22 protein-coding genes are annotated in these 18369 nt (G+C 41.4%); 9 read left to right on the top strand and 13 right to left on the bottom strand.

Annotated features, from left to right (window positions below; translation table 11 throughout):
• Positions 1 to 308: 308 nt before the first annotated feature.
• A complete protein-coding gene (locus FCL54_RS16840) occupies positions 309 to 1439 on the top strand; it encodes an aminopeptidase (protein WP_138127910.1) in 1131 nt (376 codons plus the stop codon).
• A 75-nt stretch (positions 1440 to 1514) separates the two neighbouring features.
• Here FCL54_RS16840 and FCL54_RS16845 read toward each other — a convergent pair whose 3' ends face one another.
• A complete protein-coding gene (locus FCL54_RS16845; protein ID WP_138127912.1) occupies positions 1515 to 1706 on the bottom strand; it encodes an alpha/beta-type small acid-soluble spore protein in 192 nt (63 codons plus the stop codon).
• 303 nt (positions 1707 to 2009) lie between these two features.
• On the opposite strand from FCL54_RS16845, the gene FCL54_RS16850 reads away from it, so the two are divergent.
• A complete protein-coding gene (locus tag FCL54_RS16850; protein ID WP_425467140.1) occupies positions 2010 to 2537 on the top strand; it encodes a CBO0543 family protein in 528 nt (175 codons plus the stop codon).
• A 28-nt stretch (positions 2538 to 2565) separates the two neighbouring features.
• On the opposite strand, the gene FCL54_RS16855 is transcribed toward FCL54_RS16850, so the two are convergent.
• The 5 genes from FCL54_RS16855 to FCL54_RS24650 form a co-directional block, all read right to left on the bottom strand.
• Positions 2566 to 3363 carry a 2-phosphosulfolactate phosphatase gene (locus tag FCL54_RS16855; RefSeq protein ID WP_138127916.1) on the bottom strand — a complete coding sequence of 266 codons (798 nt, stop codon included), beginning with the start codon at positions 3361 to 3363 and terminating at the stop codon, positions 2566 to 2568.
• A gap of 113 nt (positions 3364 to 3476) precedes the next feature.
• Positions 3477 to 4301 (bottom strand): EcsC family protein, encoded by an 825-nt coding sequence (locus FCL54_RS16860; protein ID WP_138127918.1) that lies wholly within the window; start codon positions 4299 to 4301, stop codon positions 3477 to 3479.
• A gap of 156 nt (positions 4302 to 4457) precedes the next feature.
• Entirely contained in the window at positions 4458 to 4772 is a 315-nt protein-coding gene (locus FCL54_RS16865) for a DUF3243 domain-containing protein (RefSeq protein WP_138127920.1), read from the bottom strand.
• 198 nt (positions 4773 to 4970) lie between these two features.
• A complete protein-coding gene (locus tag FCL54_RS16870; protein WP_138127922.1) occupies positions 4971 to 5159 on the bottom strand; it encodes a hypothetical protein in 189 nt (62 codons plus the stop codon).
• A gap of 101 nt (positions 5160 to 5260) precedes the next feature.
• Positions 5261 to 5389, bottom strand: a complete 129-nt coding sequence (locus FCL54_RS24650) for a hypothetical protein (RefSeq protein WP_281281385.1) — start codon at positions 5387 to 5389, stop codon at positions 5261 to 5263.
• 342 nt (positions 5390 to 5731) lie between these two features.
• On the opposite strand from FCL54_RS24650, the gene FCL54_RS16875 reads away from it, so the two are divergent.
• The 3 genes from FCL54_RS16875 (at position 5732) to FCL54_RS16885 (ending at position 7726) form a co-directional block, all read left to right on the top strand.
• On the top strand, positions 5732 to 6190 hold the full coding sequence (locus FCL54_RS16875) for a DinB family protein (protein ID WP_138127924.1): 459 nt from the start codon (positions 5732 to 5734) through the stop codon (positions 6188 to 6190).
• 237 nt (positions 6191 to 6427) lie between these two features.
• A complete protein-coding gene (locus FCL54_RS16880; protein ID WP_138127926.1) occupies positions 6428 to 7354 on the top strand; it encodes an alpha/beta fold hydrolase in 927 nt (308 codons plus the stop codon).
• 117 nt (positions 7355 to 7471) lie between these two features.
• Positions 7472 to 7726, top strand: a complete 255-nt coding sequence (locus FCL54_RS16885; RefSeq protein WP_138127928.1) for a P-loop NTPase family protein — start codon at positions 7472 to 7474, stop codon at positions 7724 to 7726.
• A 121-nt stretch (positions 7727 to 7847) separates the two neighbouring features.
• Here the strand turns inward: FCL54_RS16885 and FCL54_RS16890 are convergent, their stop codons facing one another.
• A complete protein-coding gene (locus FCL54_RS16890; RefSeq protein WP_138127930.1) occupies positions 7848 to 8612 on the bottom strand; it encodes a MerR family transcriptional regulator in 765 nt (254 codons plus the stop codon).
• A gap of 278 nt (positions 8613 to 8890) precedes the next feature.
• On the opposite strand from FCL54_RS16890, the gene FCL54_RS16895 reads away from it, so the two are divergent.
• A complete protein-coding gene (locus tag FCL54_RS16895; RefSeq protein WP_138127932.1) occupies positions 8891 to 9616 on the top strand; it encodes a Crp/Fnr family transcriptional regulator in 726 nt (241 codons plus the stop codon).
• A gap of 266 nt (positions 9617 to 9882) precedes the next feature.
• A complete protein-coding gene (locus FCL54_RS16900; protein ID WP_138127934.1) occupies positions 9883 to 11319 on the top strand; it encodes a hypothetical protein in 1437 nt (478 codons plus the stop codon).
• 161 nt (positions 11320 to 11480) lie between these two features.
• Here FCL54_RS16900 and FCL54_RS16905 read toward each other — a convergent pair whose 3' ends face one another.
• The 5 genes from FCL54_RS16905 to FCL54_RS16925 all read right to left on the bottom strand — a co-directional run bounded on the left by FCL54_RS16905 (position 11481) and on the right by FCL54_RS16925 (position 14413).
• Positions 11481 to 11888, bottom strand: coding sequence for a GNAT family N-acetyltransferase (locus tag FCL54_RS16905; protein ID WP_138127936.1), 408 nt, complete (start codon positions 11886 to 11888; stop codon positions 11481 to 11483).
• A 36-nt stretch (positions 11889 to 11924) separates the two neighbouring features.
• Complete coding sequence (locus FCL54_RS16910; RefSeq protein ID WP_246055315.1) at positions 11925 to 12386, bottom strand: NUDIX domain-containing protein; 462 nt, start codon at positions 12384 to 12386, stop codon at positions 11925 to 11927.
• Positions 12387 to 12398: 12 nt separating this feature from the next.
• On the bottom strand, positions 12399 to 12947 hold the full coding sequence (locus FCL54_RS16915; RefSeq protein WP_171016893.1) for an HXXEE domain-containing protein: 549 nt from the start codon (positions 12945 to 12947) through the stop codon (positions 12399 to 12401).
• A gap of 33 nt (positions 12948 to 12980) precedes the next feature.
• On the bottom strand, positions 12981 to 13826 hold the full coding sequence (locus tag FCL54_RS16920; RefSeq protein WP_138127940.1) for a hypothetical protein: 846 nt from the start codon (positions 13824 to 13826) through the stop codon (positions 12981 to 12983).
• Positions 13827 to 13933: 107 nt separating this feature from the next.
• Entirely contained in the window at positions 13934 to 14413 is a 480-nt protein-coding gene (locus FCL54_RS16925) for a tetratricopeptide repeat protein (RefSeq protein ID WP_138127942.1), read from the bottom strand.
• A 225-nt stretch (positions 14414 to 14638) separates the two neighbouring features.
• Between FCL54_RS16925 and FCL54_RS16930 the strand changes: the two genes are divergently transcribed.
• Entirely contained in the window at positions 14639 to 16132 is a 1494-nt protein-coding gene (locus FCL54_RS16930; RefSeq protein ID WP_138127944.1) for a phytoene desaturase family protein, read from the top strand.
• On the top strand, positions 16129 to 17574 hold the full coding sequence (locus FCL54_RS16935; RefSeq protein WP_138127946.1) for a phytoene desaturase family protein: 1446 nt from the start codon (positions 16129 to 16131) through the stop codon (positions 17572 to 17574). Before FCL54_RS16930 ends, FCL54_RS16935 begins: the two co-directional genes overlap by 4 nt.
• Before the next feature lie 115 nt (positions 17575 to 17689).
• Here FCL54_RS16935 and FCL54_RS16940 read toward each other — a convergent pair whose 3' ends face one another.
• Positions 17690 to 18196 (bottom strand): hypothetical protein, encoded by a 507-nt coding sequence (locus FCL54_RS16940; RefSeq protein WP_138127948.1) that lies wholly within the window; start codon positions 18194 to 18196, stop codon positions 17690 to 17692.
• Positions 18197 to 18369: the final 173 nt, after the last annotated feature.

Raw genomic sequence — 18369 nt, forward strand, 5'->3', positions numbered from 1 at the left:
AAGGAAACTCCCGCATAGGGGTTTCTTTTATTTTTTTGAAAAAAATTTATTTTTAGCATAGCTATTTGGCCTCTAAAGGAAAAACTTTACTAAGAGTTTTGAGCAAGAAAGAACTTCCTGCGGTTCTTTTTGCTCTTTTTTTTTCTAAATCCGCCTCAAGACGGAGAACCTTTCATACTGAAGATGGTGCAGAAAGAAGAGAATATCTGGAAAAATATAAGTAGCTTGCATAGGAAGTCAACTGGAGAATGTGGAAATAGTATTATGGCATTTTTTGGAGTTGTATTTTAAAGGAGGCGTTTTGTGTTATGAAAGATGTAAGACTTGTGCAATTGGCAAAGACCCTGGTGAACCATTCGATTGAACTTCAGGAAACTGAAAAAGTAATGATTAGCGGGAGCAATATCGCAAAGCCGCTCATTAAAGAAGTGATCAGGGAAGTTTACCGAGTTGGAGGTGTTCCTTTCCTTGATCTAAGGGAAGAGGATATGATGGTTGAAATAGCGAAAAAGGCTACTAGAGATCAGCTGGAAGTGGAGAAAGGCTGGTATGCCAAGAAAGTGGAAGACGTAGATGCATTCATACATATAAGAGCAGAGGAAAATGACGCGGAAATGTCCGACATTCCTTCTGAAGTTCTGCAGATGGCAGGGGAAGTGATGCAAGAAGTCGACCAGGTTATGATCAACCAGAGAAAATGGGTTTTAATTAACTACCCTACTCCTGCAGCAGCCCAAAAAGCAAGGATGAGCAGTGAGAAGTTTGAAGACTATTTGCTCGAAGTTTGCAGCCTGGATTATAAGAAGCTTGCTGAAGCGCAAAAAGCGTTGCAGGAATTGATGGAAAACACGGATAAAGTGCGCATTGTTGCTCCAGATACAGATTTAAGCTTTTCTATCAAGGATATCCCGAAGGTTGCTAGCCATGGAAAGAGAAATGTGCCGGATGGTGAAATCTTTACATCGCCTGTAAAAGAAAGCGTGAACGGAACGATTTCATTTAATACGCCATGTCCGTACCGCGGTGTTACGTTTAACAATGTATCCCTCACCTTTAAAGATGGAAAAATCGTTGATGCGGTTGCTGACGAAACAGAAAAAATCAACGAGATTTTTGATCTTGATGAAGGAGCGCGTTATATCGGCGAATTTGCGATTGGTTTGAATCCGCTGATCAATAAGCCGATGGGCGAGATCTTATTTGATGAAAAGATCAACGGGAGTATCCATTTTACCCCAGGCCAGGCTTATGAGAATGCAGACAATGGAAACCGCTCGATGGTCCACTGGGATATGGTCCTGATTCTGAGAGAAGAATATGGCGGTGGGGAGCTTTATTTCGACGATCAGCTCGTACAGAAGAACGGGAAGTTTGTCATTGATAGCTTAAAACAATTGAACCCTGAAGAATTTTTAAAAGAGCCAGTTGAAGCAGTTTGATAAGAAGAAACTCCTGACCTATCCGGTCGGGAGTTTCTTTGCAGGGATCCTCAATTAGAGAATCCCCCAAGACAGCTATTGTTGTTTTGTTTGCATGTCTTGTTCGGCCATTTTAATCATTCTTTTGACCATTTCGCCACCTACAGATCCATTCGCACGAGCAGTAGTGTCTGCGCCTAACTGTACGCCAAATTCATTTGCGATTTCTTCTTTCATGTTGTCCATCGCTCTTGATGCACCGGGCACTAACAATTTGTTTCTTGCCATGTCGAATCACCTCTCGGGGCATTTTTGAACAGCAAAAAGAACTGTTCCTTACTTAGAATGTACTTAACCGAAAGAATTTCACCCATGAAATAAAAGGAAACAACTATCCAGTTCCAGGGAGTAAGGAGTACGAGGAGAAAACGAATTGGTCCGTTATGTTTCTTTGTTTCTTGATCATACTTGCTGCAGCTTATGATGAAGGCATTGGGACATCTTACCTATTAATGGTAAAAAATGTATATAGAGGTTTGCGGTGGTCTATAATGCCAATAAGAAAACGATACATTGAAATGAGTGTTAGCTTTGAGCCTGAATATACTTTATGGAGCAACTTATATTTTTGCAGCATGGAAATGGGGAGACTGGAAACACTGGCGAAAATATTACCCGACAATTTTGTTTTTTATTTTAGGGGATCTCCTTTACCAGTTCCTGCTTCATGACCATTCGATGTGGAAATTCGAGCCGGTAGGTGTAGACAAAGAACTTCCAATCAATCACACAACGATCGTGCTGTCAGTTATTTTTATTAAATATCCAGCAACGATATTGATTTTTCTTGGGCGATTTCCAGAGGGAAGGTTTAAGCAAATAATCCATATAGCGACCTGGATTGCCATTTATGTCATCAATGAGTATCTGACTTTAAAGCTAAACGGAATGACTTATCATAATGGATGGAACTTTGCTTCCTCGTTGTTTTTTACAATCGTTATGTTTCTCATCTTGCGTATCCATCATACCAGGCCCCTGTTAGCCTGGATATTTTCGGGAATATTTATATTGTTTTTGTGGAAGGTTTTTCATGTTCCTTTCGATATTTTAAAATGATTAAAAGTAAGGGAAGATTCCCAGTCCATTAAATGAAGTGGGAGGCATCCTTAGCATCCATGCTTTCTTTAATTCTAAGAGCAGCAAAATGATCCGATTCTAATACGGGGACTGTCTGGCAAACGTTTAAACGAATACAATGTTTCACGTCTTCTTCAAATCCTCTTTCGCGAAGCTCTCGGCTGCTGCCGCTCTCCCAGAGCAGCTCAGTGATTCTTTTTTGTGATTGCTTGAAAGCGCCAACACATACTTCCGCTTCGGGAGATTTTGATCCGTTGAGAAAGGAAAGAATAGCACCAGCTCCAAGGTAATCTTCAATAGCCGGCCGAAGGCGATCTTCTTCCTTTCGAATATCATTCCATTGTTCCCCGCAAGGAACGACTGTTATTGCTTTGTTCATCTTTTGGCCCAAATGGTTGGCTGCCGCTGCAACAGAAGAGGCATTGAGGAGGCATCCGATCAAAAGAGCAGGGACACTTGCTGCGATCGAAGCGCAATAGGCTCCGTTTAACGAGCAAAGGACATACTTTTTGTTAGCATGGGTCTTATTGAAACTAACCGGGGAAAGAGTCGGTTTTCCGATCCTTGCAGCTTCGGCTCTCCCTAAAATCAATTCTGCACCGACAGCTTCAGCAAATCTTTTTTCCTCCTCATTGATCGATGGAGGATAGGGGTAAATAATTGCCCCTTTTTCAACAGCAGTAGTTACGGTGGAAGAAAAACTTAAAACATCAACAATGATCGTGATGTCGCCTCTTTCGGATGCTTCTCTTGCTCCGCGCCGGCCCCACTCGATTCTACAGGTATAGGCAGATTGATCGAACATAGTTATCACCTCAATTAAATTAAAAACAACTTAAATTATACTATGACATCAGTAAATAGACCTCTTTTTTTTATGAAAAAGACGCACCTTAGAAGGTACGCCTCGTTTCTTGTTTATACAGTTGAAACCGGTTCTGTTTCCATGCTCTTAAGCCTGTCTACTATTCTCCTTTTGCGATAAAGCATGCTGCCTGTTTCAGCCAGGTCTTTTATCATCGAACGGTTTGTCCATGCACCAAACACCATCCCGACAACTGGAACGGTTTGCAGGAGCTTTTTCCAGCCCAGTTGATCACGATACGTATAGACGACCTCACGCCATCCCTGGATTTGAGAGACGACTTCCTGAGGTTTTTCGTTTTCGTTAAAGTAGCTTGAGAGTTCTTTAAGAACGCTTTTCTTACCACTCGATCCGGCAGAAGCGAACTGAAGGCACTTTACGATAAAAATTCTCTCCTCGCGGGAATTGGGATCATATCCGTATGAAATAGCGATCTCTTGTAATGTTTTTAAGGAAAGTCCAAGAAGAACGGTGACATCTGCAGCAAGTGTGAAGGCACCACCGAATCCTGTTGTTGCCCCCTGGAAAGTGGCGAACTTTCCTCGACCTTCTTTTAACTCTTCACTCACTTTGTCCATTGTTGAAATCCTTAAGGCTTTTATATCGTCGATGGAAGAAATAGGCCGATCTGTAACGATGTTTTCGAATTTTTTTGTTACCAGGCTTTTCTGGGTTAAGTATTTTCCGCCCGTTTGAACAAAACTGCCTAGCTCATCTAATAATGCACCGATTTTCTCATGTATAAAATCGGGTGTAACTTTATCAAGAAGTTTAAAGGGGATTCTGCCAATCCGCTCCCAGAACCAGGAATCCGTCTGTTCCCTTTCCCATTTTTCCACTTCCTTTAGTTCAGCTTGCAACATTTGTTTCGATTCCATACGATCCCTGCCTTTCTTTGAAAATTTCTCGTAATATTACTACATTTCCCTTATCTATTCGATACGACACGGGAATTTTAAAAAGAAAAATCCGCTCTCAAAAAATGAGAACGGATTTGAACGATTGGGAGATGTTACTCCAGAAACAATTAGTTACTATTCTTTTTCAACCATCCTTACAAGAAGATGGGCTAAGCTGTGACGTTGTTCCTCGTTTCCAACTTTCCATAGCTCCTGTAAAAGTTTTTCCTCGCGATTTTTAGGTTCCTCATGGTTTGCGAGATAATCCGCTACTTTTTCCGCACCTTTCGCAAGTGTTTCTTCGCTCATACCGAGCTTTTCTCCGAATTCAACTTTTCCCTTTAAATAATCTTTAAAATTTCCAAATCCTTGTAAAATTTCATCTTTCTTTTCTTCACTCATGTTGTTAAGCTTCTTATCTACATCAGAAATGTTTTTTTCATTTGCCATTATAATTACCTCCTTAGCTGTTTGGAGGGACTATACCTTTTTATGGAAAGCGGAAAACCATTCGATGTGTTTTTTTGGAATATAGGGACTTTAATACTGTGATGAAGTTTTTTGGTTGGAGTGCTATTGGATGTAATATGGGTGATATAGAGAAAGAAGAGATGTGGTTAATAAAAGAAAAAGGGGCATACTTCAAAATTAATTTAACCTTTCAAAGCAGAAAGGGCATCTGGCATATTTTTCTTCAGAGACCAACGCTGTGATTTCCCGGTCTTCGTTAATCTCAATACGCTTAAGTAATGAAAGGTTAGTTAACCCACACTGGCCTTCGATATGCGCTGTTCGATGAATCATCATTTTTTTGTCGTCGATCAAATATTTTCCCATAATAAAACCTCACCTTTCTGATGGCGTTGTGCCATCATAACACGTGAGGAAAAATAAAGATAGTACGTTAGCAACAAAGAGTCCCAGGTCCCTGTATGATTTCAACTGTTTTTCTGGTCTTTTGATTCGTTTGAATCCTTTATAGTGGAGATTATCCAGAGTGTTTGAAAAAAGCTTGCGAGCATAGCTACAATGATATAAAAAACGATTGGTGTTTTACTTTCTTGCATTTCCGTCACCCCTTCTTTTTCTTTATTATTTTTTAACCTGCTTATTTTATACAGGCCAAAAAGAATAGCAGAACGATTGAGTTAAGAAATTGCTTGTTCGAATAATTTTATGAGGGATCGCTACAGCCTTTTCACAGGAACAACAAAAAGACGACCCGATGGCCGCCTTATAGGGGGATTACCATCATCCATGAAGATTGAAGGGAAAATGGTAGCAATACAAGGATAATCACATTTAGTGTCATTTATACATTCAATTTAGAAAAATAAAATGTAAAAAGGATTTTACCCTTTTAAAAGAGAAACTTTTTGAGAGGTCAAGGAAATGAAGGAGAGAGATTCTTGGAAAAAAAACATGAAGTGTTGTTTAATCAGCTGGAATCCTATAGGGAATATACGTTGCATTTACTCGATTCCGTTACTGAAGAAGAAGCAGATGCTGTTCCCGATGGCTTCAATAATAATATTAGATGGAACCTGGGGCATATTTATCTTGATCAGTTCGATTGGATCCAGCACCTAACCAAAGAGAAAATCAATATTCCCGAAGGCTTCAGGGAATGGTTTGGATTTGGAACAAGCCCAGCCGATTGGAAGGAGCCGCCGCCAACATTGGAAACGTTAAAAGAGCTTCTCGGCAATCAGATCGCCTGCATCCGTGATCAATACGGCCATCGCTTAGAAGAACAATTTCCAGAAACAGAGTGTGAAATGCATACGATCGCTCAAGTCCTCGTTAGGACGGTATTTCATGAAGGATTACATATCGGTGCAATAATATCTATTAAGAAGTTTCTTTAGTAAGCAGTTGCATGTTGAAAACAATAAATAAGGTCCTCAGCCAGATCGCTGTAAGAAAGTCCTCCCAAATCATTCCGGGAGGATTTTTTGCACCTGGGTAGCCTAAAATTAGCTGTGTGAAGATGTACAGCAATTAAGGAGCATCATTTGCTATAAGAGATGAAAAAGGAATACCGTTGTTGAAAAAGAATTTATCATATTATAGTCAGCAGACAAACGGGAGAAGGTGTAGGATAAATGCATCGGGATGTAAAACGATTAACAGTAGATAGAGGTAGCATCGAATTTTCTGTTGCAGGGGAAGGGGAGCCGATTTTAGTTTTCCATGGCGGCCATTCCAATTGTTATGAAGAATTCGGATTTCAAAAATTAGTAGAAAGCGGTTTTCAGTTGATCACACCTTCTCGGCCAGGGTATGGAAAGACTTCTAAAGAAATCGGCGAGAGCCTTGAGGCAAGCTGTATTGCATATGAAGCAATTATAACCCATTTAGGATTGGAAAAGGTTCATGTTCTTGCGATATCTGCCGGAGGGCCGGTTGGCATTTTCTTTGCTTCCCGTTACCCGGAACGAGTAAGAACCCTGACACTTCAAAGTGCTGTAACAAAAGAGTGGCTAACGCCAGCTGATAAGGAATATAAAGCGGCAAGGGTGCTGTTTCGTCCTTCGGTTGAAAAGTATACGTGGAGGATGATTTCACTGCTCAATAACCGTTTTCCGCAGTTCCTTTTCAAAAATATGGCGCCTTCCTTCAGCACACTTTCTTATAAAAAACTAATGGGTAAACTAAATGCTGAAGATATAGAAGAGTTTCGGAAAATGAACAACCGCCAGCGGTCAGGCGCTGGATTTCTCATCGATCTTGAACAGACGAAAACGATTAAAGCGGAGGACCTTGCTGCAGTGAAATGTCCCGCCATAATCATGCAAAGCAAGTTTGACGGCTTTATTCCACTCGCCCATGCCGAGCATGCACATAACAACATCCCGGCTTCTAAACTTGTTGTGTTAGACTCCTGGGGGCACTTGATCTGGCTTGGAAAAGAAGCAGATAAAGCACACACGACCGTAATCAACTTCCTGAGAGCGAATACTATTAATGATAAAATAGACAAAAAGGCAACTGATCCTAAAAGAAAAAACATGGTAACTAAAAAAGATTAAAATGAACTAAATGATTTAGAAAAAGATTAAATAGAAGCGCTAGAAGAAGTATTAAAAAAGTGCTAAATAGTTATCCACAGTTTTTGTGGGGTCAGACCCCCGACGGAGGTATCAAAAGTGAGTGAAGAATTAACTGAACGTTTGGATCCTAAGCAGGTGATCGAAGAGTTAAATGAACGCCGCAAAAGAATAAACGAAGAGCATATGGAAAAAGTCAACCAGGCTCTGGGGGAATTGGAGCGAGTCAGGACTTTTAACGGCGTTAAATCAGAGGAAGACCGGGAGTGGGATGCGTTTAAGCGTGAGATGCAGGACAGAGGGGTTACTCCTCAAAAGCTTCGCGATTTACTGGACCGGTCAGAGGAAAAGTAGCTGCTCATCTACTATGCAAAAAAAGCCCGGGATGATTCAGAGCGGAGGCATGATTTTATTCCTATTTCACAGAAAAGATGAAACAAGCACGTTCGGGATAACGCCCGCTCGTGCTTGTTTTTTACTTCTCATGGTTTTCGCAATACACATGCATCGCCTCTCTTAAAAAAGCAGCCAATCCTTCTTTGTGCCTGTCGATATTTTTTGTGAACCGTTCATCCATAACATAAAGGTCTCCAAGCCCTCTGAAGATATCGGTTGTACATTCGTAGAAATGGTCGGTTATCAACTGCCGCCATTTTGCCACTTCTTCTTGTACAGCGGGATCTGCCGGGCCGTGCTCCATCCGGTCGCCAATCTTTTTATAAATCGAGTTAGTCATCGCGTTGATCGTTTCCCAGTCATCTATTCCGTACTGCGATGTCTTTTCTTCTACGGCTTCCACCATCTTTCTACCGTACTTTTGCTTCGCTTCCTCTGAGTATTTTTTCTGATGACGCTCGATCTCCTCCATATCAAACCCTTTAAACATATCTTTGTCTGCCATCTTAATTCCTCCTTCAATCGAAGACAGTGTTTTTTCTACTGTCTCAATAATCTCGTCCAGCCGGGCTCGCTTCTTGACTAGCAGTTCTTTGTGTGTGGTCAGGGCTGCTTTTCGATCAAAATCTGGTTTTTCAAGAATTTCTTTTACACCTGATAAAGAAAACCCGAGTTCTTTAAAAAATAAGATTTGCTGCAATCGCTCAAGATTATCCTCCGTGTAAAGCCGGTAACCTGAAGAACTTGTGCTAGCCGGGACAAGCAGTCCGATCTCGTGATAATGGTGGAGGGTTCGAACACTCACTCCAGCTAAGTCTGCAACTTCTTTAACCCTGTATTCCAAATCATCACCTCCAACTTAACCGTAAGCTATGACGTTACGTGAGGGTCAACATATTTATAAAAATTAATTTTGGGCTATACTCTTCCTGTTATTTTATCCTTAATCGCTCATAACAACTGTATGAAAGGCTTTTTCTGTAAATTAGGTCACAAAAAAATACCAGAGTTTTGAAATTTTTGTTAAAAAAATTGCTTAGTGTGATTTTTGTCACACCAGTAAAAATTCACTTACTTTATAATCAAAAACAACAGGGAAAGTGATATTAGGAGGTTTTATTTATGAGATTAACATGTGCCGTTGATAAAGCAAGCAGAGGTAGCGAGAACACAAATTCTTTTTCAGACAAAACGATGTCTATGATGAAGGACGTCATGTACGAACATTCTTATCCAAAGGGTTCTAGTATTTTTTGGGAAGGTGAAGCATCCGATAAGCTTTACTTTTTAAAAAGCGGCGCTGTTAAACTTACTAAATCAACGGACGATGGACAGGATCTAACGTTATATCACTTTCAGAGCGGAGATTTTTTTGGGGAATTAGAAGGCAATGATCTAGATTTGACTAATTTCAATGCTGAGGCAATGACTGATTGTACGGTGGGGATTATTCAGCAGAGTGACCTCGAGACACTTCTCTGGCAAAACGGTGATATGGCCATCGAGTTCATGAAATGGATGGGTTACATGAACCGCTTTACTCAGACCAAACTTCGCGACTTGATGTTTTACGGAAAACAGGGTGCCCTTGCATCTACGTTGATCCGTATTGCTAACACGTACGGTGTCCAAAAAGGCGGCAAAATTGAATTCACGATTAAATTCACAAATGAAGAGTTAGCGAACATGATCGGCTCAACAAGAGAGACGGTTAACAGAATGCTGGGCAAGCTGAAAAAAGACGGCGTCATCAGTGCTGACAATGGAAAGATCACGATCAACAGTCTTCCAGAGCTTAAAAAAATATGCCACTGTGAAGGGTGCCCGTTAGATATATGTAGATTGTAATGGAGAAGAAGACTGCGCTGGCAGTCTTTTTTTTATAGGAATAAATCGGCCATTTTGGGAAGGGAAACATTATCTGGAAATAGAAGACTATAAAATATGATCGTTGAGTCTGGGAAAATGTCTATTGCCGGATGGGAGAATGCAAGAATAGGCTTGTAAACTCTGATAAAGCTCATGCTGATTTCCGGAAATCGATATTCACCTTCATGAAGTAACTGGCTGCCCATTTTTTATTTCGTAAAATGAGAAAATCAAGGAGACGACGGATGAATAAAGGAAAGATATTAGTTGGAGTAATCGTATTAGGAGCGTTTCTGTTTGCTTTTAATATGTACGAAAGCAAGGAAGCAAGTTTTAAAGTAGATAAAACAGAATTTGATGTTTATGATACGAAAGAGGCTATGTTCAAAGAGCAGCAGGAATTTTTTCCGCCGCTTGCACTTGCCCGTGAAGTAGGAGTAGTAAAACAACTGAACGATAAAGTTCCTGTGTTAAAAATGAACAGGGAGATTACCTTTGAGGAAGCATGGTTAACTGAGTTGGGAAGACTGATGCTCTTATATAGCGTGGAACTGAAAGAGACTGATAAGCGGGAGGATGTTCCCTTTTTAAAAATTAAAAACTTAATGTATGAAACAAAGGATGGACAGAAAGAGCTTTTTAAAAATCAATACAATCATAATATTAGCTATCCCGAACCCATGACCGAATTTAAAATATATGACCATAAAGCATATCGGCTTATCATGCTATTTCCAGAAAACTTTGATCAGAAAATAAATGACTTTGAAAAGGCTGAGAAGTTTTTTAATAACGTAAATAAGGTTTCACTAGAGAACATAACGCTCGGATCAAACAGGGATGATAAAGAAGCAGCACTTGATCCTTATTCCATTTCGATAGAACCTACCAGTCGAGACGAAGTTGTTAAAACGATACCGATTAATAAAACGGTTGATCTTCCGAATGGAAGGAAACTCGCTCTAAAAAAACTGATTGTTGGATTTTTTGAAAATAGAATAGAAATCGATCCTTTATCTGATAACAGCAAGCTGGCCGGGGTGTATCTAAATCCGTTAGAAAACGAAATCAACCATTTTTACATGCAGCAAGTAACAAAACTGGAAGATGGTTCTTCTGTTGTTTTCATGCCTCCTTTTTCTCGGTTGCCTGGAGAATACCAGTTTGAGGTGGGAGCGTTGAAATATACAACAGATAAAAAAATCACTGCAAAAGTATCAGGCAGTCAACTGAAGCAATTGTTAGAGCATGTGGAAGAGAATGAAAAAATCTTCCTTGGGGAGGAAAACGGTTTTTCCTTTTATCTTGAGGCAGGATTATCTAAGAACAGAAAACTACAGATAGGCATCGAGTCGACCGGTGACATCAGCGAAATGGAAGTTGGGAATCTTGTGCGTATAACATCCCTGGAAGAGCAGGAACGGATGCTGGAAGGCATACCGGAAGAATACAGAGAAGATTTTTTGCAAAACCGTTTTGATATCTTGCTCTCGATCAAAGACCATCAAGGTGAACAAATAAACTTATTCGGTGTAGGACAAAGCAGCCCATCTTCATTTGAACTGATGATCGACGATGACTTATTAACCGACCAAAAATCCATTACGATAGAACTGTCCAAACTTCCGGAAATTATATCCGTCAATAAAAAAATCTCCATCCCGATGCCTGAACAATTCTAACAAACTCCCTCCCGTCAAAAAGCGGGAGGGAGTTTGTATATATATTAACTAAAAAGTTCGACCAGACGACGTAGTATAAGTGGAAGAGAGGTTGAAGTGAAGCTGAAGTGAAGTGGAAGAGTTATCCACAATTTTTCGGGGGTCAGACCCCATGATCAGCTTCAGTATCTTTTATACATGCCGATCGAGGGAGCGGCATTCTTGAAGCCGAGTTTCTGGTACATCTTCTGGCCTGGAGGGTCTGCGATCATACTGACGAAAGCGCTCTTTGGTGTATGTTCCTCAAGATAAGCGAGAAGCTCCTCCATGATAAGTGTCCCGATTCCTTTTCCCTGGCATTCTGGATCGACGACAACATCGACGATTTCAAAGTTACAGCCGCCATCTCCAACGATCCTTCCGATTCCTACGGTCTTTTCATCTATTGTGACAGTTACAGCAAACAGGCTGTTCTTTAGTCCGATTTCTGCAGCTTCCTTTGTACGTTCGCTCATTCCGGCAATCTTTCTAAGCCGTACATAATCATCGGAAGACGGCGGACGATGGTGGATTTGGATAGAAGTGTCCATCATTTTACCTCCTGACTTAAATAATAATTTTAATAATTATAGATTGCCTGCAACAACCTGAAGAAGTTTTCTGTCGATTTTATCCATTGTGCCGATGTCAGCAGACAAATCCCAGAGCATGATTTGATCTGTTTCCTCATTTTCGCTAAAAGGTAAGAGTTTTGCCAGTTGTCCATAATAGACTGGGTTATATTTTATCTCGCCATCACTTTTTTCCAGCTTCATTAATCCGAGGAAATCGAGCTCAGCAGGTCTCTGCCCCGTTTCTTCATATAGCTCTCTGACGGCGCATTCGCGCGGTGTTTCGTTTTCCTCTCTTTTACCGGCAGGAAGCTCCCATTGTTTTCGGTATGTATTGTAGCAAAGGAGGAACTTGCTTTCTTTTTCCATCACTGTAAATGACCCTGCAAGCGGGCCGTAGAGATACATATCGTTTTCTTTTATCCGCAGAAAATCTATAAATCGAAATCCCAAACTGTTTTCAGCAAATGTAGCCATTGTTATTTCCTTTCAAGTAATTTCTTGTACAGGTAAAATCCGTTTTGCGAGCTTATGTCCGGCTAGGACGACAAACAGAAGAAATGCCATAAACGGAAGGCCGAAAAGGAAAGAAGTACCTGTAACTATGTTTTCGTTTAAGAGCCGGTAAAATAAGTATGTAGTGTATGGAAGGACAAGAACAAGAGCGGTTCCTGAGCCAAGTGCATATGTTCTTAGAAAAAAGGATTGACCTAAATGTGTGAATACATGTAAAAACAATCCAAGGTTAAACCCGACGAGTAAAGGAAAAAAGTTTATTTCGATAGCAAGGTAGGCGGCAAGAGTGAAAAGGATAAACTCAAGCAGCACAGGAATCGAAAACTGTGCAGATGTGGTCGCGGCCATCTCTTCAAACGTTTTGGAAAACCTTCCGGGGATTTTAGGGATGACTGTATAATACTTTTTCTTAAACCATGTCTCGACAAAAATGATTTCCTCAAAGTCATGGAGCATAAAAATCGCAGGAGAAAGCCAGATTAAAGTATCAAGTGGGATATGTGAATTTAGCCAACCGGTCAAAAGTATTCCCCCGTTCATATATACCAGATTCCTTTATTCCTCATGGATTTTCTGGATAAGCTCCCATTTTCCTTCTTTGGAAAGGTATAAATAAAGTTCCAAAGATTCGTCGTTTTTTAAGTGCAGGGTAGTTCTGAATACATCATCGTGACCTTTATAGGTTTTAATATATTCCGATGTTAGCTTTTCAATGGATTTTTTTGTCTCTGCATTGATGAATGGAGTATTATCTATCATTGAAGGATTCAACGGGATTTTTTGTTTGTCTAGATTATGGGTAACATCAAAAACTCTTTTTCTGGTAAAGTCTTTGTTGGTCAAATCGATCGTTTTACCGGATGGCAGTTTAATAGTCAAGTTTTCGTAGTCAAAGCTTTTTTCATTAATTGTGAAAGAAAAGTCTTTTATATAATAGTTTTTCATGGTATTAGCGAACTGTGCACCACTGCCGCTGGAAGAAAGCCAGGCGTCATCAGCTTTAGCAGTAATGTTGACGGATGAATTTTTACTGTCCTGTTTCGGGTACTTACCAGTTACAATTCCCCTGATGATCACTTCCCCCGAATCTTTTTTATAGTTTGGATCTGAAAAAAAGTAATCAGCCATAGCCAGATAGTTTTGAAGCGTATAAGGCATCCACTTTTGTTCATAATACCAGGGACTCTCGTAATCGAAATCTTCAAATTCCTCCTGGTTATAACGGAAATGGCGAACAACGACCTCTTTGATTAACATCGTTTCCCCATCCGGAAGCTTCATCTCCTCATTGACAAAAGCCCTGTCGACCGTAAAAATATGCTCGCTGAACCGATCAAAAAGAAACAACCCAACAATAGCAAGCAATAAAATCAAAACCCCCTGTTTCCAGGTAACCTTCATTTCCATCCCCCCTCTACCTAACATGTTACCATAAATAACCAATATATAGAGTTATCCACTGAATTGCGGGGGTCAGACCCCAACAAAACTGTGAATAACCTGCCAAATCACCATATCTGGTCGATTTTGTCGGAGTAGAAGAGGATGGCCCGTTTGTAATGTTCGATTCCCGGTTCATCGGATAGCTCGACTATTTTTTTGAGCAAGATCTCCATCGCTTTCGAATGCTCACCAAGGTTATGTAATACCATGCTGTAGAAAACGTGGAATTCCTGAGCAACAGGATAGAGATCCAGTCCTTCTTCCAGCGTTGCTTTCGCTTTTTCATAATCCCCGATCGTTCTGTATGTGCTGCCAAGTCCCAATAAGGCACCTTTTCTTTCTTCAGTTGTTAAATCTTTTTGCAATGCAGCTGTATAAAAGGGGACCGCTTCTCTTTCAAGTCCCAGGTTATCATGGACGCAGGCACACTGGTAAAGCGCTGTTGCATTTTCGGGCTCTGCTTGCGTAAGCTTTAACAAAATCTCCTTTGCCTGGTCATATTTTCCGCCATATCGAAGTTCGATTGCTTTTTGTAACTCGCTCATCATAATACCTCCATTTAAACGAATAGTTCCTACTTGATCGTAGCATACACAAGCCAGTCCGCTCACTAAAATATTCACTTATCTTTCCTAACAATGTCCCATCAAATACTGGTGGAAGGAAGTTATCCACAGATATTATGGGGTCAGACCCCCTTATTACTTTCAATATTTGTATAATAATTGTATAATATTTGTATCAATTAGTGGATGTGAAGGGGTGAGAGGATGAAGAAGGTTATTATTGTTGGTGCCGGACCGGGCGGGTTATCTGCAGGTATGATCCTGGCAAGCCAGGGAATGAAGGTGAAGGTGTTTGAAAAGCAGCCGTTTGTCGGCGGAAGGACCTCAGAGATGGAAGTGGGAGAATACCGATTCGACCGTGGACCAACGTTTCTGAATATGCCCCATATATTGGAGGAGGCATTTGAAGCTGCCGGCCGCAATCTTCATGATTATGTGACGTTGAAAGAAATCGATCCGATGTATGAACTACGGTTCGATGCTTTATCCTTTAGCCCGAGCAGGGATCAGCAGAAAACACGCGAGCAAATCCGGGAAAAGTTTCCGGAGGATGTAGCGGGGTATGACCGGTTCATGAAACAGGAAGCAAAAAAGCTCGATGCATTGCTGCCGATCCTGAGAAACAAGCATGATTCACCTACCGATTATTTTAGATGGCGTTTCCTTAAAGCGCTGCCTAAATTGAGTGTCCACGATTCCCTGTACGGTCGGTTATCATCTTATTTTAAGGATGAGCGGTTAAGGCTTTCGTTCACCTTTCAATCAAAATACCTCGGGATGTCACCATGGGAATGTCCCGGTGCATTCACGATTCTCTCTTATATGGAACATGCTTACGGCGTCCATCATCCGATCGGCGGTGTTAACCAGGTTACGAAGGCGATGGCAACAGTGATCGAAGAGCACGGGGGAGAGGTCATTACGAATGCAGGCGTCAAAAAAATCACAACTGAAAACGGAAAAGCAGTTGGAGTATTACTGGAAAACGGAGAAAAAGAATCTGCGGATGAGGTCATCGTGAATGCAGACTTTCCGTATGCAGCATCTGAGCTTCTCGAACCGGGGTTAAGCAAAAAACATACACCGGAAAAACTCGCGAAAAAAAAGTATTCCTGTTCTGCATTTATGATGTACCTGGGAATAAACAGGCAATATGACTTGCCGCACCACACGATTGTCTTTTCATCTGACTATAAAAAGAACGTAGAAGAAATCACTGGCACGAAAACATTATCCGAAGACCCGTCGATCTATATTCATAATCCGGCGGTGACAGATCCGACGCTTGCTCCGCCAGGAAAGTCGTCCGTCTACTTGCTTGCTCCCGTTCCGAATAACTTCAGCGAGATAGAGTGGGAAGAAAAGAAGCAGGATTTTCGCAGCCTTATTTTAAAACAGCTCGAGAAAAGAACGGGCTTTTCAAACATCGAAAACCATATTGAGGAAGAAGTCATTTTCACGCCTTATAACTGGGAACAGGATCTGAATATCTATAAAGGTGCGACCTTCAGCATGGCGCATAACCTGCCGCAAATGATGTATTTCCGCCCGCACAACAAGATGAAGGAAGTTGACAGGCTCTGGCTAGTAGGCGGAGGAACACATCCCGGCAGCGGTTTGCCTACGATCATTGAGTCAGCGAGAATCACGAGCGCAATGTTAATACAAAAACATGCAGGGGAGGGGCTCAAGGTATGAAGCTTGCAGTTATTGGAGGCGGCGTAGGCGGTATGGCTGCTGCCCTTTTGCTCTCCCGAAAAGGTTATGATGTTACAATCTATGAAAAAGCAGAAAAACTTGGCGGAAGGCTCGACTTTGTTGAAAAAGATGGTTATCGAATCGACAAGGGGCCGACGATCGTGCTTCTGCCACAAATGCTGCGGGAAATCCTGTTTGAGGCAGGTATTTCAGAAGAGGAACTGCCTCTCGCCCCGTGTGATCCGCTCTATAAGCTGAATTATCCAGACGGTTCCTACTTTTATAAATCAAGCAATCTAGCAGACCAGCTAAAGGAAATTACCCGGATGTTCCCGGGAGAAGAGCGTAATTTCATCCGATATCTCTCCGACATGGAAAATCGTTTCATACAGGGGAAGAAGGCATTCCTTGACAGGGATTTTGTAGACAAAAAGAACTTTTGGTCAATAAAGAACATCTCGACACTCATGCGCTTGAAGGCATACCAGAACGTTCACCAGAATGCTGCCGCATATTTCAGGCATCCTAAACTGCAGCAGGCGTTTTCGTTTCAAACCCTGTATATCGGCGGGGGACCGCTATCATCGCCGGCACTGTATTCCCTTATCCCGTATAGTGAACATGCCCACGGAATCTGGTATCTAAAAGGCGGTTATGCCAGTCTTGTCACAACGTTAGAACGCCATCTCGAAAATCGAAGGGTTGTTGTTAAAAAGGGCAAAAATGTGGAAAGGATCCTGACAAGCGGAAATCGATGCACGGGGATTCAAGTGGACGGGGAATCCAACACCTTTGATGCAGTGATTTATAATGGGGATTTTCCCGGGATTCACCAGTTGCTCGGCGATACTGACAGAAAAACGGAAAAAGAATACACCCCTTCTTCTGGCTGCTTGCTCCTCTATTTTGGATTGAGCAAAAAATATGAGGAAGCGGATGTTCATCAGTTCTTCATGACCGATGATTTTGAAAAGCATATGAACCAGGTATTCGAAGAAAAGTCGATTCCTGATGACCCTGCGATCTATACGTTTTACCCTTCAAAAATAGATGAGAGCCTCGCTCCAGAAGGCAAAAGTGTGCTCTATACACTCGTTCCGGTTCCATCCGGGGATCATATTAACTGGAGTGAGCAATCGGGGCTTGTGGAGTACGTTATCGACCAGATAGAAGAAAGGGGATTCCCTGGTCTACGAGAGGCCATTGAATGGATGGAGATCAGAACTCCTGAAGACGCCAGGCAAGAGGGCCTTTACCAGGGGGGAAGCTTTGGGATCGCTCCGGTCCTGAGCCAATCCGGGGTGTTTCGGCCGCAACTCAAGCCGTTTCCGTATGACGGGCTGTATAGTGTAGGGGCCAGTATACATCCTGGAGGCGGTATACCAATCGTGCTGCAGGGAGCGAAACTGCTCGCAGACCATATGGAAAAAGTGAATGTTTAAGGAAGAAGGAGAGACTCATAAGTGGCTGGCAGCTTGCTTTTGAGCCGGCTCCTTTTTTCGTTGGACTGGCCAGCTTTCCTAAGTTCGGGATCATTAGAATTACTGTAAGGTGCAATCAATCATAACCTCCTGAAGCTGCTGGCAATCTTTTATAAGCATCCGTTTTTACCACGATATCCCGGATATAACCGACCACATCTGTTAGCTCTTCGGCATCTCTGGTCATCGAGCAGTTTTCGTCACTCCACTCGTATTCCTTTTCTTTGCCATCTATCTGAACTTTTAAATAATAACTGCTGTAAGGTGTCTGATGACAATTATCCTTTTTTATCAAATCCTTATCCTCTAAAACATTTGCTTCTCTCAATTCACGATAGATAGATTCCATCTCTTCCTCGGTAAACGAAAAATTTTCTGCTGTTGCCACACCATCTGCGATAAGGTCTTTTACAATCTTATGCTGAAAGTTATCGACTTCGTTTTTACCTCCGATACCGTATTTGATATGGAAGTTAAACTGTTCTGGTTTCTTTTCTGGCAGAGTGTTCGCCTTTTCTGAATTGCAGGCCGATAAAACGATCAACATCCCGGTAACCAAACAAAACAACCGTATTTTTTTCATACTTCTCTCCTTTAAAATGAATGGTAATACTTTAGTAGTATAAGAAATAATTCTTTTGCTGAATGGTTTCTTCCTTCTTTATTTGAAATAATAAATTTAACTCTATATTCATAGGGTTTACCCCGGGATTGGTCAGTGTGCACCATTAGACCAGTCCCGGTATTTTATTGGAA

This window comes from Exobacillus caeni (genome assembly GCF_005747095.1).
Taxonomy (GTDB): Bacteria; Bacillota; Bacilli; order Bacillales; family Guptibacillaceae; genus Exobacillus; species Exobacillus caeni.

Excerpts from the sequence above, each read along its gene's own strand:
- FCL54_RS16935 (WP_138127946.1), top strand. The coding sequence starts at position 16,129 with ATGAAGCTTGCAGTTATTGGAGGCGGCGTAGGCGGTATGGCTGCTGCC.
- FCL54_RS16845 (WP_138127912.1), bottom strand. The coding sequence starts at position 1,706 with ATGGCAAGAAACAAATTGTTAGTGCCCGGTGCATCAAGAGCGATGGAC.
- FCL54_RS16900 (WP_138127934.1), top strand. The coding sequence starts at position 9,883 with ATGAATAAAGGAAAGATATTAGTTGGAGTAATCGTATTAGGAGCGTTT.
- FCL54_RS16870 (WP_138127922.1), bottom strand. The coding sequence starts at position 5,159 with ATGGGAAAATATTTGATCGACGACAAAAAAATGATGATTCATCGAACA.
- FCL54_RS16925 (WP_138127942.1), bottom strand. The coding sequence starts at position 14,413 with ATGAGCGAGTTACAAAAAGCAATCGAACTTCGATATGGCGGAAAATAT.
- FCL54_RS16940 (WP_138127948.1), bottom strand. The coding sequence starts at position 18,196 with ATGAAAAAAATACGGTTGTTTTGTTTGGTTACCGGGATGTTGATCGTT.
- FCL54_RS16880 (WP_138127926.1), top strand. The coding sequence starts at position 6,428 with ATGCATCGGGATGTAAAACGATTAACAGTAGATAGAGGTAGCATCGAA.
- FCL54_RS16910 (WP_246055315.1), bottom strand. The coding sequence starts at position 12,386 with ATGGCTACATTTGCTGAAAACAGTTTGGGATTTCGATTTATAGATTTT.
- FCL54_RS16930 (WP_138127944.1), top strand. The coding sequence starts at position 14,639 with ATGAAGAAGGTTATTATTGTTGGTGCCGGACCGGGCGGGTTATCTGCA.
- FCL54_RS16865 (WP_138127920.1), bottom strand. The coding sequence starts at position 4,772 with ATGGCAAATGAAAAAAACATTTCTGATGTAGATAAGAAGCTTAACAAC.
- FCL54_RS16840 (WP_138127910.1), top strand. The coding sequence starts at position 309 with ATGAAAGATGTAAGACTTGTGCAATTGGCAAAGACCCTGGTGAACCAT.
- FCL54_RS16905 (WP_138127936.1), bottom strand. The coding sequence starts at position 11,888 with ATGGACACTTCTATCCAAATCCACCATCGTCCGCCGTCTTCCGATGAT.
- FCL54_RS16895 (WP_138127932.1), top strand. The coding sequence starts at position 8,891 with ATGAGATTAACATGTGCCGTTGATAAAGCAAGCAGAGGTAGCGAGAAC.
- FCL54_RS16855 (WP_138127916.1), bottom strand. The coding sequence starts at position 3,363 with ATGTTCGATCAATCTGCCTATACCTGTAGAATCGAGTGGGGCCGGCGC.
- FCL54_RS16860 (WP_138127918.1), bottom strand. The coding sequence starts at position 4,301 with ATGGAATCGAAACAAATGTTGCAAGCTGAACTAAAGGAAGTGGAAAAA.
- FCL54_RS24650 (WP_281281385.1), bottom strand. The coding sequence starts at position 5,389 with ATGCAAGAAAGTAAAACACCAATCGTTTTTTATATCATTGTAGCTATG.
- FCL54_RS16920 (WP_138127940.1), bottom strand. The coding sequence starts at position 13,826 with ATGAAGGTTACCTGGAAACAGGGGGTTTTGATTTTATTGCTTGCTATT.